This is a genomic window from Asanoa sp. NPDC049573 (assembly GCF_040676615.1).
Lineage (GTDB): Bacteria > Actinomycetota > Actinomycetes > Mycobacteriales > Micromonosporaceae > Asanoa.
In genome coordinates, this window is sequence record NZ_JBFAPI010000024.1 from 1 (window position 1) to 14,594 (window position 14,594).

9 protein-coding genes are annotated in these 14,594 nt (G+C 72.2%); 5 read left to right on the forward strand and 4 right to left on the reverse strand.

Translation table 11 applies throughout. The features are described from left to right. Window positions 1-89: 89 nt before the first annotated feature. On the reverse strand, window positions 90-962 hold the full coding sequence (locus AB0J74_RS34360) for a phosphotransferase (protein ID WP_363455868.1): 873 nt from the start codon (window positions 960-962) through the stop codon (window positions 90-92). Window positions 963-1,261: 299 nt separating this feature from the next. Between AB0J74_RS34360 and AB0J74_RS34365 the strand changes: the two genes are divergently transcribed. Next, window positions 1,262-1,954: a Crp/Fnr family transcriptional regulator gene (locus tag AB0J74_RS34365; protein ID WP_116074968.1), complete on the forward strand. Its 693-nt coding sequence runs from the start codon at window positions 1,262-1,264 to the stop codon at window positions 1,952-1,954. A gap of 53 nt (window positions 1,955-2,007) precedes the next feature. Here AB0J74_RS34365 and AB0J74_RS34370 read toward each other — a convergent pair whose 3' ends face one another. Beyond that, the gene (locus AB0J74_RS34370; RefSeq protein ID WP_363455872.1) at window positions 2,008-2,316 is read right to left on the reverse strand and encodes a hypothetical protein; all 309 of its coding nucleotides are present in this window, start codon (window positions 2,314-2,316) and stop codon (window positions 2,008-2,010) included. A gap of 132 nt (window positions 2,317-2,448) precedes the next feature. Between AB0J74_RS34370 and AB0J74_RS34375 the strand changes: the two genes are divergently transcribed. Further along, the gene (locus AB0J74_RS34375) at window positions 2,449-6,003 is read left to right on the forward strand and encodes an adenylate/guanylate cyclase domain-containing protein (RefSeq protein ID WP_363455875.1); all 3,555 of its coding nucleotides are present in this window, start codon (window positions 2,449-2,451) and stop codon (window positions 6,001-6,003) included. Window positions 6,004-6,005: 2 nt separating this feature from the next. Here AB0J74_RS34375 and AB0J74_RS34380 read toward each other — a convergent pair whose 3' ends face one another. Beyond that, entirely contained in the window at window positions 6,006-6,725 is a 720-nt protein-coding gene (locus AB0J74_RS34380; protein WP_363455878.1) for a lysophospholipid acyltransferase family protein, read from the reverse strand. 163 nt (window positions 6,726-6,888) lie between these two features. Here AB0J74_RS34380 and AB0J74_RS34385 point away from each other — a divergent pair, with 163 nt between their 5' ends. Together AB0J74_RS34385 and AB0J74_RS34390 are read left to right on the forward strand one after the other, a co-directional pair. Continuing rightward, complete coding sequence (locus AB0J74_RS34385) at window positions 6,889-7,734, forward strand: DUF308 domain-containing protein (protein WP_363455880.1); 846 nt, start codon at window positions 6,889-6,891, stop codon at window positions 7,732-7,734. A gap of 517 nt (window positions 7,735-8,251) precedes the next feature. Beyond that, entirely contained in the window at window positions 8,252-9,664 is a 1,413-nt protein-coding gene (locus tag AB0J74_RS34390; protein WP_363455883.1) for a trehalose-6-phosphate synthase, read from the forward strand. On the opposite strand, the gene AB0J74_RS34395 is transcribed toward AB0J74_RS34390, so the two are convergent. Continuing rightward, window positions 9,661-11,019: a GH1 family beta-glucosidase gene (locus AB0J74_RS34395; RefSeq protein ID WP_363455886.1), complete on the reverse strand. Its 1,359-nt coding sequence runs from the start codon at window positions 11,017-11,019 to the stop codon at window positions 9,661-9,663. The genes AB0J74_RS34390 and AB0J74_RS34395 overlap by 4 nt on opposite strands. A gap of 171 nt (window positions 11,020-11,190) precedes the next feature. Between AB0J74_RS34395 and AB0J74_RS34400 the strand changes: the two genes are divergently transcribed. Next, on the forward strand, window positions 11,191-14,589 hold the full coding sequence (locus AB0J74_RS34400) for a discoidin domain-containing protein (protein ID WP_363455889.1): 3,399 nt from the start codon (window positions 11,191-11,193) through the stop codon (window positions 14,587-14,589). Window positions 14,590-14,594: the final 5 nt, after the last annotated feature.

Sequence of the window (14,594 nt, forward strand, 5' to 3'; positions counted from 1 at the left end):
CTCCATCACTACAATCACCACCGGCCCCACACCGCCGTCGGCGGCCGGCCACCCATCACCAGGTTGACCAACGTCCCTGGGCAGTACACCTAGGCAGTGAGCGGCGCGCGGGCGGCGGTCAGCGTCGCCCGCGCGGCACCGTCCGAGGGCACCGCGGCCAGCCTGCGGGCGGCGGCGTCGGCCCTGGCCGCCCAGTGGAAGCGGAGCAGCACCGGCAGCGCCGCGTCGATCTCGTCGCGGGACACCGCGCCGGCCGCGGCGTAGCCCTCGACGAGTTCGGTGGTGGGCTCGTCGCGCGCGTGGGTGACCGCGGCCGCGAGGTCGGCGACCAGCGGCCCGGTCGCCGCCGGCCCCCAGCAGAGCACCGCGGTGCGGCCGGTCGCCGGGTCGAGGCGGAACGCCGCGGCGCGCGGCCGGCCGTGCAGCACCCCGTAGCTGAGCCGGTCGGTGACGGTCAGCCGGGTCAGCGCGGCGCAGGCGGTCGCGACCGCGGGGCGCAGCCAGGGTTCGGCGTCGAGGTGCGGCGCGTCGGCCCGGACCCGGTGCCAGGGCGCGAGGCCGGCGTGCGCAAAGCCGTCCATCCCGGCGTGCAACCGGGCCAGTGCGTCGCCCCACCACTGCTGGTCGATCGGGTCGCGCGGGACCAGCGGACGGCCGGGCGGGCAACGGACCATGGCGTACGCGGCGCCGGCGTGCTCGGCGACCAGCGCGCCGGAGAGCGTGCGGACCGGCTCACCCGCGGGCAGCCCCCGCTCGGCGAGATACTGCACGGCGGCGAGCCCGGCCTCGAGCCGCAGCCGCTTGCCGAGCGGCACCCGGGTCACCAGGTGACAGGCGCCGGCGACGGTGGCCACCCAGGTGGTCGCCGCGGTGCCGCCGAGCGACACCGGATCGAGGCGGGACGGCACGTGTTGCCATCCACCGCGCAGGGCTGCGAGCGCAACCGCGTCGTCGTCTGCCACGGTGCGGAATTATGCGCCGCTGGTGGTCGCGCGGTCCGGGAAATGAGCGAACGGCCGGAAGAGACACCCCCCAGTGATCTCCTCCGACCGGTCCGCCCCCACCCCCTGCCGGCCCGCCGTTCCCCCGTATTGGCCCCCACCAGCAGCGGGTCTAGCAGTCAGCCTGCCCGAACGGACAACACGGGACTGTCACGGAAGCGATTTGAGGGGTGTACAGCACGCGACAGGAACGACATGATCTGATGTGTTGCCGGCCAATGGGCCGGTCACTGGGATGTGTCCTAGGGAGGGGTCAGGCCGTGGAGGGTCGCCTGCCAGATCCTGGCGACGCTCTGACGGGGGTCGAGCTGTTCGCCGGGCTCGAGCCCGAGGTGCGGCAGCGGGTCATCGCGGCCGCTGTTCCCCGCACGTATCGCAAGGGTCAGCTGCTGTTCGTCGAGAACGACCCGGGTGAGTCGCTGATCATCCTGCGCCGGGGTGCCGTCGCGGTGTTCGTCACCGCCCCGACCGGCGAGCGGGCCGTGCTCTCCGTCGTCCGTCCACCCGGGACGCTCGGCGAGGTGTCCCTGTTGGACGCTTCGACCCGGTCGACCTCGGCCGAGGCGATCGAAGACTGCACCGCGCTCGCGCTGTCCCGCTCGGCGTTCATGGAGTTGGTGCATTCCAACCCGCGGATCCTCGACGCGGTGATGCGCTCGCTGGGCGCGCTGATCCGCCGGCTCACCGAGCAGAACGCCGACCACGTCTTCCTCGACCTGCCCGGCCGGGTGGCCAAGACGCTGGTCCGGCTGGCCGGCGAGAGCCAGGCGCCGATGATCACCATCGAGCTCAACCAGAGCCAGCTCGCCGAGATGGCCGGCGGCTCGCGGCAGAGCGTCAACCAGGCGATCGGCTCGTTCGCCAACCGCGGCTGGCTGCGCACCGAGGGCCGGCGGATCGTCGTCACCGACGTGGCCGCCCTCCGCCGCCGCGCCGGGATGCCCGACCGCTGAGTCACCGAAGCCCCCGGCGAGCGTGTCGCCAGGGGCCCCGGGCCGCGGATCGGTCAGGCGTCGGTGCCGGTCGGGCCGACCCAGCCCTGCGGCTTGGTGTCCGCCGGCGGCGCCGTCGGCCCCACCCAGCCCTGCGCCTTCACGTCTTCGGGCGGCGCCGTCGGGCCGACCCAGCCCTGCGCCTTCACGTCTTCCGGCGACGACGTCGGGCCGACCCAGCCCTGCGCCTCGGCACCGTCGCCCACGATCCCCTTGGCCTGCAGCTGGGCCAGGGTGGCGGCGTCGACGTCGACGCTCGCCCCCGCGGCGTGCTCGACACCGGAACTGTCGGTCCAGTCTTTCTCCAACCGGACGAAAACCATCGCAGCACTCCTTCATGAGTCGATCTCGGCCGCGCCGACTCTACCCACGGCCAGCCGATATGGACTGTCCACTAGCCAACAGGACAGTTCCTGACAGTCACCTCCGCTCGGTACGCTGCGAGCCCTTGACCGATGGAATCGCGAGGGAGTTCCGCCATCTCCGCTGCCTGCTCCCGGTGCGGCCGGACCCCCGCCGAGAACGACCGGTTCTGTGGCGGTTGCGGTGCCGAGCTGGCTCCGCCGTGCCGTCAGTGCGGCCGCCCGATCAACGCCGACGCCTCGTTCTGCACCAACTGCGGCACGCCGCGCGACGGCGGCCCGCGGGGTGAGACGCGCAGCGAGCAACAGGAGGACCGGCGCCGGGTCAGCGTCCTTTTCGTCGACCTGATCGACTTCACGCCCTACGCCGAGCGGGCCGACCCCGAGCAGGTCCGGGCCATGCAGAACGGCTTCTTCTCGGCCGCCCGCCGGGTGGTCGGGCAATACGGCGGCGTGGTCGAGAAATACATCGGCGACGCGGTGATGGCGCTGTTCGGCGCCCCGGTCGCCACCGAGACCGACCCGCTGCGCTGCGTCCGCGCCGGCCTCGAGCTGCAACGGGTGCTGGCCCGGTTCGCGCCCGACGGCGCCGACGCGGTCGGCATGCGCTTCCGGGTCGGCGTGGCCACCGGCGAGGCGCTGGTCGACGTGGCCGCGGCCCGCGACGGCGGCCAGGCCATCGTCGCCGGCGACGTGGTCAACACGGCGTCCCGGCTGCAGTCGGCGGCACCGCCCGGCGGCGTGCTGGTCTGTGGCAGCACCTACGCGCTGACCAAGGACGCGGTCCGCTACCAGGACCAGCCCGCGGTCACCCTGCGCGGCCGGTCCACGCCGACCGAGGTCTGGCTGGCCGTGGCGCCGCGCCGCCGGCAACACGTCGACAAGGAACCCGACTCGACCCCGCTGGTCGACCGCGAGCACGAGCTCGGGCTGCTGGTCAACGCGTTGCACCGGTCACTGCGCGACAAGCTGCCGCAGGTGGTCACGGTGTTCGGCCGGGCCGGCATCGGCAAGAGCCGGCTGGTCCGCGAGCTGCTCAAGCACGCCGAGCGGCTGATCGACGACCCGGTCACCTGGCGCACCGGTCGCTGCCCGCCGTTCGGGGAGAACGTGGCGTTCGCCGCGCTGGCCGACATCGTCAAGGCCGAGGCCGGCATCCTCGACACCGACCCGGCCGAGGCGGCGGCGCAGCGGCTCACCAAGGCCGTCACCGACCTGGTCGGCGCCGGCGAGGCCGAGCGGCTGATCGACGCGCTGCGCCCGCTGGTCGGGCTGCCCGCCAACCGGCTCGCGGCCGAGGAGGCCGAGTCCGCCTGGCGGCGGTTCCTGGTGGCGCTGGCCGCGCGCCGGCCGACCGTGCTCGTCTTCGAAGACCTGCACTGGGCCGACGAGAGCATGCTGCGTTTCGTCGAGTTGCTCGGCGCGTCCTCCCGCGACGTACCCCTGCTGATCCTCTGCACCGCACGGCCCGAACTGGCCGACCGCGACCCGGGCTGGGCGGGGTCGCTCGGCGGCTCGCTGACCATCACCCTGCCGCCGTTGCGGGCCACCGGCATCGCGACCCTCTACGCGCACATGTTCGGCCAGGCCGCGTTCTCCGCCGACATGCTCAGCCCGCTGGTCGAGCTCGCCGACGGCAACCCGCTCTACGCACACGAATACGTGCGGATGCTGATCGAGCAGGGCGCGTTGCGGCAGTCCGGCCGGGGCTGGTCGCTGGAGAAGCGGCTCGACCTGCCGATGCCCGACAGCGTGCACGCGGTCATCGCCAACCGCGTCGACCTGCTCGACCCGAAGGACCGCACGGTGCTGTTCGCCGCCTCGGTCGTCGGCATGGTCTTCTGGCCGGGCGCGGTCGCCGCGGCGCTGGGCCGCAACGTCGAGTCGGTCGAGCGGTCGCTGCGCCGGCTGGAGCAGCGCGACTTCGTGCACGAGCAGTCGACGTCCACGATGGCCGGTCAGCCCGAGTTCCGGTTCGGCCACGTGCTGGTCCGCGACGTCTGCTACCAGCGGCTGCCGCGCACCGAGCGGGTCGCCCGGCACGAACGGACCGCCGACTGGCTCGACGCGCTGTCCCGCAGCCGCGACACCGACCTGGCCGAGGTGCTGGCCCACCACCGCTGGGCCGCCCACGAGATCGCCCGCACGCTCGGCGTCGACCCGAGCCCGTTCGCGCCGCCGGCCCGCGAGGCGCTGCACCGGGCCGCCCGCCGGGCCTACGCCCTGCACGCGCTCGACGCCGGCGCCAACCACGTGGAGCGCGCGCTGTCCCTGGCCGACCAGTCCGATCCGGTCGGCCGCCTCCAGCTCGAGCTGCTGCGCACCGAGATCACCTTCTACCGCGACCGCGCCGAGTTCCTCACCGGCGGCGGGCCCGACCAGCTCGTCACGCTGGCCGACCGGCTCTACGCGGAAAAGGACGCGGCCAGCGCGGCCCGGGCCTGGACCCTGCTCGGCCAGGCGGCCTGGTTGCGCACCGACCGGCGGGCGGCACTGTCCTGCCTGGACCGGGCGGTCGAGCTGTTCGACGGTGTCCCCGACAGCACCGAGAAGGCCGACGCCTACGCCGAGCTGGGCCGGCTGCACATGCTCAACTACGAGCGCGACCCGGCGATCGCCGCGGCCGGCGCGGCCGCCGACATCGCCGAGCGGCTGGGCAGCGTGGAGACCCGCACCAACGCCCGGATCACCGTCGCGATGTCGCTCTACCAGGCCGGCGACCGGGGGGCGCTGGCCGAGCTCTACGCGGTGACCGAGTTCTGCCGGGCACACGGGCTGCTGGCGCTCAACCGGGCGATCCAGAACCTGGCCTACGCGCTCAGTGAAGAGGGCGACTGGGTGCGCTCCAAGGAGCTGCTCTCCGAGGCGGCCAGCAACGTGCAGGGCGGGCACACGCTCAACACCGGCTTCTCGGGCGAGGCCATGCGGGCCTACTTCGCCGGCGAGTTCGACCGGCTGCTCGCGGCCGCCGACGCGTTCGTCGACACCCCCGACGGGCGCTGGGACATCCAGGTCCGCGGCCTGCGCGCCTGCCTGCGGGTGCTGCGCGACCAGCCGGTGCCGACCGTCGGCGACACCGACGACGTCGGCGATGCGCTGGAGACCGCGCGCACCGGCGGCTTCTACCGGCCGCGCTGGACCACCCTCGGGTTGACCGCCCAGGTCCGCGCATTGCAGGGCCGCACCGAGGAGGCCGGCGAGCTGCTCGACGAGCTGGCCGAGTCGTGGTCGACAGTGCCGGCGCTGGCCAGCGGCGAGTGGGTCTCGGCGGCGGCGTTCGCGGCGGCGCTGACCGGCCGGGCCGCGGCCGTGCGGGTGCGCGGCATGCTCGACCGGGTCAGCCACCGCACCCCGTGGGCCGAGGCGGCGCTGCGGATCGTCAGCGCGGCGCTGGCCGCGGCCGGTGACGACCCCGGCCGGGCCGGCCAGCTCTACGCCGCGGCGGCCGGCATCTACGGGCAGATCCCCGACGTGACCGACCGGATGCTGGCCCTGGCGCTGGCCGCCCGCAGCTTCCTGGTCGCCGGCGAGAGCGCCGCGGCCGAAGTGGCGCTGACCGAAGTGCGGGCGTTCGCCAGCCGCAACCGGGCGCCCGGGCTGCTCAGGTTGACCGGCAGCCCGACGCCGGAGGCGACGCTGGCCAGCTAGGCCTACGCCGCGACGGCCGTCGGTTTCTCGGCCGGCGCCGGCACCCGCGCGGCCAGGTTCTTCGCCTTCTGCGCGTAGATGTCGACGTACTCGCGGCCGGAGAGCTCCATCAGCTCGTACATGATCTCGTCTGTCACCGCCCGTTCGACGAACCGGTCACCGGACATGCCCGCGTAGCGGGAGAAGTCGATCGGCTCGCCGAACCGGATGCGTACCCGCTTGATCTTGGGAAGCACCTTGCCGGGTGGCTGGATCTCGTCTGCGTTGAGCATCACAACCGGAATCACCGGGGCGCCGCTGAGCAGCGCGAGCCGCGCCACACCGGTCTTGCCGCGGTAGAGGCGGCCGTCGGGCGAACGGGTGCCCTCGGGATAGATGCCGGCCAGATTGCCGGCGCGCAGCACCCGGAGTTGGGTGTCGAGCGCGGCCTGGGCGGCCCGGCCACCGGAGCGGTCGACCGGGATCGTGCCGGTGCCGACGAAGAACATCTTGACCAGCCAGCCCTTGATCCCTTTGCCGGTGAAATACTCGGCTTTCGCCACGAAAGTGACTTTTCGCCGAACCTCCAACGGCATGAAGATCGAGTCGGAGAACGACAGGTGGTTGCTGGCGATGATCGCGGGACCGGTCGCCGGGACGTTGTCACGCCCCTCGACCACCGGGCGGAAGACCAGTCGTAGCCACGGGCCGAGGATCACGTACTTCAGCAGCCAGTAGAGCAACTGATGTCCTTCCCCCTCGAGCCCACCGACCTGACGCTACGACATTGAGCCTACGAAGCGCGTACGCCATGCCACAACGGACTACTGGAACCGGCGGCGCGCGTGTCACGATTGGCGGCACGGCGCGCGGGCGATCCCCGGCGCGCAGTCAGGAGGGGATGCGGTGTCTGCGGGTGGCGCCCGCCGTGGCCGGCGGGACAACGGTCTCGACGCGGCCGACTTCGCCGTTGCCGGCGACGTCGACCCACGAGTCGGAGAGCACCTCCTCGACGTGCTGGGTGCCGGCGGCATCGCCGCCTACCTCCAACCGTCGTCCGACCTCAACCCGGTGACCCGCACCACGACCATGCCGCCCAGGCCGGTCGACCGCCTCTACGTCGACAGCGCCCACCTCGAGACCGCCCGCGGCTACCTGGCCAAGCTGGCCTCCGAGGAAGAGCCGCCGCAACGGACGAACGGCCACGACCCCGACGTCGAGGCCGCTTGGGCCAAAATCATCGCCGGCTACGACCAGGAACCCGAGCCTGCCGCGGCCCCGCCATGGCCGGCCGCCGAAAACCTCCCCGACCCGACCGCCGGCACCCTGACCGTCCAGGCCGACCCGACCCGCCCGGCCGACCCGCCCCCGTCGCCACCGGCCCGCCGCCCGTCGGCCACCGACTTCTCCGGCGTGTCCCTGAGCCCCCGCACCGACGACGGCGGCCCAAGCCTGCTCGACGGCCTCGACACCTTCGGCGACGCCCTGCCCGGTGAGCCGACCGACGACGAGGGCTACACCCCGCCGCCCCCGCCGCCGCTCCCCCGCATCTCCAAGTACGCGGTGGCCGGCCTGCTCGGCATCATCGTCGGCTTCGTCCTGTTCCTGGCCCCCGAGCTGATCCCGATCGACCGCGCGATCGTCACGGTCATCGGGTTCCTGGCCATCCTGGCGGGCTTCATCACCCTGATCTCCCGCCTGCGCCACGGCAACGACGACGACTACGACCCGTCTGACGGGGCGCGGGTTTAGTCGTCATTCCGTCCCACGATCGGTTCCGGTTTCCTCTTTCGGCTTCTGGCCGTCGGTGGTTGCGGTCACCGGCCGCGAGTGCGGTCACGGTCCGTTGGACACAGTCCATTGGCCGCTCCCCGCGGTGTCACAACCACAAGATCTTCGTGGAGCCCCGTCGGAGGTTCGCCCACCGGGCGCAAAGCCGAAAATCAGCTCACCAACCGGCACCCAGCTCGAACCAATGATCATCTGCGCCACATCGTCGGGCGCATCCGGTTCGACACGGCGCGGCGGAAGCCGACCTGAGCCACCCGGCCACGAATCCTGTGCACAGCTCCAGCGCATGACACCCTCCCCGGACCCAAACCGCAACCAGAGACGGCGCGACCCGTACCCCCGCGTAAACCCTTCATTCTGTATAAATAGGACACTAAGGGTCACCCGCGACACGCCAGGTGGTAATCGTCGCGTAACGTGGCGTCAGTAGGAATGGTGACGAAGCCCCTCGCCACCGCTGAGCGGAGCCTGCTGCCCCATGCGTAGAAGCGCTTTCGTGGTCGTCGCACATCGCCTGCCCGTCGATGACAGCATCGCGCCCGATGGCGCCTGTGAGTGGCGGCGGTCGCCCGGTGGGTTGGTCAGTGCCCTGCATCCGATCCTGCGCCGCAGCCCCGGGACCTGGGTCGGCTGGGCCGGGCAGACCGGGCCGGCACGGCAGGTGCCCGACATCGACGGTGTCCACATGCACTCGGTGCCGCTGAGCACCGACGACATCGCCGAGCACTACGAGGGGTTCGCCAACGCCACGCTCTGGCCGCTCTACCACGACGCGGTCGAGCAGCCCGTCTACCACCGGCGCTGGTGGGAGGCCTACCAGCGGATCAACCAGCGCTACGCCGACGCGGCCGCGGCGCTGGCCGAGCCGGGCGCGGTGGTCTGGGTGCAGGACTACCACCTGCAACTCGTCCCCGGCATCCTGCGCGAGCTGCGGCCCGACCTGACCATCGGGTTCTTCATGCACGTGCCGTTCCCGCCGCCGGAACTGTTCATGCAACTCCCCCGCCGGGCCGAGTTGCTGCGCGGGATGCTCGGCGCCGACCTGGTCGGGTTCCAACGCGCCCAGGCCGCGCACAACTTCGCCCAGCTCTGCGTCAAGGTCCTCGGCCTGCAGGCCAGCGACCGGCGGATCGCGGTCGACGACCGGATCGTGCGGGTCGGCGCGTTCCCGGTCTCGATCGACACGGCCGACATGGAGTCGCTGGCCGCGAGTCCCGCGGTCGTGGCCCGGGCCCGCCGGCTGCGCCGCGATCTGGGCGACCCGAAGCACGTGATCCTGTCGGTCGACCGGATGGATTACACCAAGGGCATCGAGCAGCGGCTCAAGGCCTACAGCGAGCTGCTCGACAGCGGCCAGATCAAGGTCCGCGACGCGGTGCTGGTGCAGGTGGCCGTGCCGAGCCGCGAGCGCGTGGAGCAATACAAGGCGCTGCGCGAACGGGTCGAGCGCGAGGTGGGCCGGATCAACGGCGAATACGGCCGGGTCGGCGAGCCGGCCATCCACTACCTCAACCAGCCGTTCGACCGGGCCGAGCTGGCGGCCCTCTACCGGGTCGCCAACATCATGGCCGTCACCCCACTGCGCGACGGGATGAACCTGGTCGCCAAGGAATACGTGGCGTCCCGCGTCGACGACACCGGCGCGCTCGTGTTGAGCGAGTTCGCCGGCGCGGCGGCCGAGTTCCCGCAGTCCTATCTGTGCAACCCGCACGACCTCGACGGCCTCAAGGCGGTGTTGATGGACGCGATGAAGGCCGGCCCCGACGACGTCGAGGAACGCATGCGCGCGATGCGCGAACACCTGCGGGTGCACGACATCCGCGCCTGGGCCCGCAGCTACCTGCTGGCGCTCGACCGCACCGGCACGCTGGCCGCGCGCCTGACGGCCTAGAGGCCGCCGCGGCGGATGACGTCGCGATACCAGAGCGCGCTGTCCTTCGGGGTGCGGGCAAAGGTCTCATAATCCACGTGTACGAGGCCGAAGCGCTTGCCGTACCCGAACGCCCATTCGAAGTTGTCGAGCAGCGACCAGGCGAAGTAACCGCGCAGGTCGACACCGGCCGAGATCGCCTCGTGCGCGGCGGCCAGGTGGGCCCGCAGATAGTCGATCCGGGCCGGGTCGGCCACCCGCCCGTCGAGCACCGTGTCGACGAAGGCGGCGCCGTTCTCCGTCACGTACAACGGAATCGGTCCGTAGTCGGCGGTCACCCGCACCAGCATGTCGCGCAGGCCCGTCGGGTCGATCGGCCAACCCATGTCGGTCACCGGGCCGGGCACCGGGTGGTGCACCACCTGACCGCCGGTCGGGTAGGGGCTGCCGTCCGCGACCGGCGCGGGCGCCGCGCCGACCAGGTCGGGCTGGTAGTAGTTGACCCCGACCGCGTCGATCGGCGCGCTGATCGTCGCGAGGTCACCGGGCCGGACGAACCCCCAGTCCGTGAACGCCGCCGTGTCCGCCACCACGTCGGCGGGATAGTCGCCGCGCAGCACGGGGTCGAAGAAGATCCGGTTGAGCAGGCCGTCGATCCGGCGGGCGGCGTCGACGTCGGCAGCGGCGTCGGTGACCGGCCGCACCGTTCCCGCGTTGAGCGCGATGCCGACCGTCGAACCGGGCGACGCGCCGCGCAGCACGGGCACCGCCAGCCCGTGGGCCAGCAGCAGGTGGTGTGCGGCCACGAAGGGGTCGTCGCGCCGGCCGGGCGCGTGCACGCCGATGCCGTGGCCGAGGAACGCCGAGCACCACGGCTCGTTGAGGGTGTTCCACATCGCGACGCGGTCACCGAGCCGGGCCGCGACCAGCCCCGCGTACTCGGCGAACAGGTAGGCCGTGTCACGGTTGGCCCAGCCGCCGGCGTCGTCGACCCACTGCGGCAGGTCCCAGTGGTAGAGCGTGGCGACCGGGTGGATCCCGCGTGCGAGCAGGGCGTCAACCAGGCGGTCGTAGAAGTCGAGGTTGGCGGCGCGCGGCCAGGCGACCGAGAACCGGTAGGCGGTCAGCCCCAGCGAGGCCATCAGGTCGACGTCGCCGGCCCACCGGTGATAGTGGTCGGTCGCCTGCTCGCCCGTGTCGCCGCCGGCGATCGTGCCGGGCCGCGCCGCGAACGTGTCCCAGATCGACGGGACCCGGCCGTCTTCGGTCACCGCGCCCTCGATCTGGTAGGCGGCGGTGGCCGCTCCCCACCAGAACGTCGACGGGAACCGCACGCCGGTCCCGGTCGAAGCCGCGGGCGCCGCGATCGTGTCCAAGCCGGACCACCTCTCTGGAGAGCGCTCTCCAATCGCCATCCAGGCTGCGGCACCCCCGCGAACCTGTCAAGACGCATGGCTTGACATCGATGAAATCCGGGCGCGACACTGCACCGACTGGAGAGCGCTCTCCAACGGAGTCCCGTCCCCACTCCGAAAGGCAGGGCACCTGTGAACACCGCCCCGTCCCGCCTCCTCGCGGCCGTCGCGACCCTCGCGCTCGCCGTCACACCGGTGGCGGTCGTCGCGTCCCCGGCCAGCGCCGCCGACGCCGTCATCTCCCAGGGCAAACCCGCTACGGCGTCGTCCACGCAGGGCGCCGACCTCTCCGCCGGCGCCGCGGTCGACGGCAACGCCGGCACGCGCTGGGGCTCGGCCTGGTCGGATCCGCAGTGGATCCAGGTCGACCTCGGCGCGACCGCCACCATCACCCAGATCACCCTCAACTGGGAGGGCGCCTCGGCGAAGGCGTTCCAGATCCAGACCTCGGCCAACGGCACCAGTTGGACCGACGTCTACACCACCACGACCGGGCCGGGCGGCGTGCAGACGCTGCCGGTCACCGGGTCCGGCCGGTACGTCCGGATGTACGGCACCGTCCGCAACAGCGGCTACGGCTACTCGCTGTGGGAGTTCCAGGTGCACGGCAGCTTCGCCGGAAGCCCGAGCGGTTGCGGCACCACCAACGCGGCGCAGGGCCGCCCGGCGACCGCCTCCTCGGTCGAGGGCGCCGGCGTCGCGGCGACCATGGCCGTCGACGGCGACCCCGGCACCCGCTGGTCGAGCCTGTTCGCCGATCCACAGTGGATCAGGGTGGACCTCGGCTCCAGCCAGAGCATCTGCCAGGTCGTGTTGCAGTGGGAGGGGGCGTACGGTCGCGCGTTCCAGATCCAGACCTCGGCCGACGGCAACGCCTGGACCGACATCTACACGACCACGACCGGCGCCGGCGGCACGCAGACGCTGAACGTGACCGGCACCGGCCGCTACCTCCGGATGTACGGCACCGCCCGCGGCTCCGGCTACGGCTACTCGCTGTGGGAGCTCAAGGTGTTCACCACCGGTGGCACCACCACGCCGCCCGACCCCGATCCCGGCACCTGGCAGACCGTCTGGAGCGACGACTTCACCGGGCCGGCCAACACCTCACCGTCGGCGGCCAACTGGCTGCTCCGCACCGGCACGCAGTACCCCGGCGGCGCGGCCAACTGGGGAACCGGCTCGGTCGAGACCGCCAGCGCGTCGACCGCCAACGTCGGCCTCGACGGCGCCGGCCGGCTCTCCATCCGGGCCACCAGGGACGGCGCGGGCAACTGGACCTCCGGCCGGATCGAGACGCAGCGGGCCGACTTCACGCCGCAGGCGGGTCAGCTCACCCGGTTCAGCGCCGTGCTCAAGCAGCCCGACGTGGCCAACGGTCTCGGCTACTGGCCGGCGTTCCGGGCCACCGGCGCCGCGTTCCGCGGCAACTTCACCAACTGGCCGGGCATCGGCGAGACCGACATCATGAGCGGCGTCAACGGCCGCAACCAGTTGTCGCAGACGCTGCATTGCGGCACCGCGCCCGACGGGCCGTGTGCCGAGTACAACGGCCGCACCAGCGGGCTGGCGTCGTGCACCGGGTGCCAGACCGGCTACCACGAGTACAGCCAGGTGGTCGACCGCACCAGGACCGACGAGGAGATCCGGTTCTACCTCGACGGGCGGCAGACCTGGGTGGTGCGGGAGAGCCAGGTGGGCGTCACGGCCTGGAACGCCGCCGTACACCATGGCTTCTACCTGCGCTTCGACCTGGCCATCGGCGGGCTCTACCCGAGCGGGATCGCCGGCTTCACCGTCCCGACGCCGGACACCACCTCGGGCGGCGTGCTCAGCGTCGACTCGGTGACCGTCGCCCGGGCCACCGGCACGACACCGCCGGCGATGACCGACCCGCCGGTGCCGGCCGGGCCCAGCGTCGTGCAGGTCACCGGCACGCAGGGCAACTGGCAGCTCCAGGTCAACGGGGCGCCGTGGGAGGTGCGCGGGCTGACCTACGGCCCGCCGCAGGGCGCCGCCGACGGCTATCTGCGCGACCTGGCCAACGCCGGCGTCAACACCATCCGGACCTGGGGTGTCGACGACGCGCAGACGCCGGTGCTGCTCGACACCGCCGCCCGGCACGGGGTCAAGGTGATCGTCGGGCACTGGCTCAACCAGGGCGCCGACTATGTCAACGACACGGCCTACAAGAACACCGTCAAGGCCGAGATCGTGGCCCGGGTCAACGCGCTCAAGGGCAAGCCGGGCGTGCTCATGTGGGACGTCGGCAACGAGGTCATCCTGACCATGCAGGACCACGGGCTGGCGCCGGACGTGGTGGAGGCGCGGCGGGTGGCGTACGCCAGGTTCGTCAACGAGGTCGCCGTCGCGATCCACGCGGCCGACCCGAACCACCCGGTCACCTCGACCGACGCCTACACGCACGCGTGGACCTACTACAAGCCCTACTCGCCGGCCCTGGACCTGCTCGCGGTCAACTCCTACGGCGCCATCGGCGGCGTCAAGGGCGACTGGATCGCCGGTGGCTACACCAAGCCCTACATCGTCACCGAAGCCGGGCCGGACGGCGAGTGGGAGGTGCCCAACGACGTCAACGGCGTGCCCGACGAGCCGACCGACCTGGAGAAGCGCGCCGGCTACGCCGCGAGTTGGGCCGCCATCAGGTCACATCCGGGCGTCGCGCTCGGCGCCACCGAGTTCCACTACGGACTGGAGAACGACTTCGGCGGCGTCTGGCTCAACGTGACCACCGGTGGCTGGCGGCGGCTGGGCTTCCACGCCCTGCGGCAGGCCTACACGGGCCAGCCGTCGGCCAACACGCCGCCGGAGATCACCACCATGACGGTCGGCTCGCAGACGGCCGTGCCGGCGGGCGGCACGTTCCCGGTCTCGGTGGCCGCCACCGACCCGCAGGGCGACCTGATCAGATACAACCTGATGTTCAGCAACAAGTACGTGACCGGCGGCACCGGCTTCTCCAACGTCACGTTCACGGAGACCGGCAACGGCCAGTTCTCGGTGCGCGCGCCGGAGCAACTCGGGGTCTGGAAGGTCTACGTCTACGCGTTCGACGGCCAGGGCAACGTGGGCATCGAGCAGCGCTCGTTCAAGGTCGTGCCGCCGACCGTCCCGGGCACCAACATCGCCCGCGGCCGGCCGGTGACCGCCTCCACCTACCAGCCGACCGGCACCAACGGCCCGCAGCTACCGGCGTACGCCGTCGACGGCGACTACAACACCCGGTGGGCCAGCGAGTGGGTGCCGACGGCCTGGGTGCAGGTCGACCTCGGCTCGGTGCAGTCGTTCAACCGCGTGCGGTTGGCGTGGGAGGCGGCCTACGCCACGGGCTACCAGGTGCAGACCTCGACCGACGGAACGAACTGGACAACGGTGTACGCGACCACGTCCGGCAACGGCGGTTTCGACGACCTCGTGGTCAACGGGACCGGGCGATATATCCGGATGAACGGGCAGACGCGCGCGACGGCGTACGGCTACTCGCTCTGGGAGTTCGGCGTCTACCGCTGAGGTCG

Bases quoted from the DNA above. Each gene is read 5' to 3' on its own strand.
- AB0J74_RS34370 (WP_363455872.1), bottom strand. From the start codon at position 2,316: ATGGTTTTCGTCCGGTTGGAGAAAGACTGGACCGACAGTTCCGGTGTC.
- AB0J74_RS34375 (WP_363455875.1), top strand. From the start codon at position 2,449: ATGGAATCGCGAGGGAGTTCCGCCATCTCCGCTGCCTGCTCCCGGTGC.
- AB0J74_RS34390 (WP_363455883.1), top strand. From the start codon at position 8,252: ATGCGTAGAAGCGCTTTCGTGGTCGTCGCACATCGCCTGCCCGTCGAT.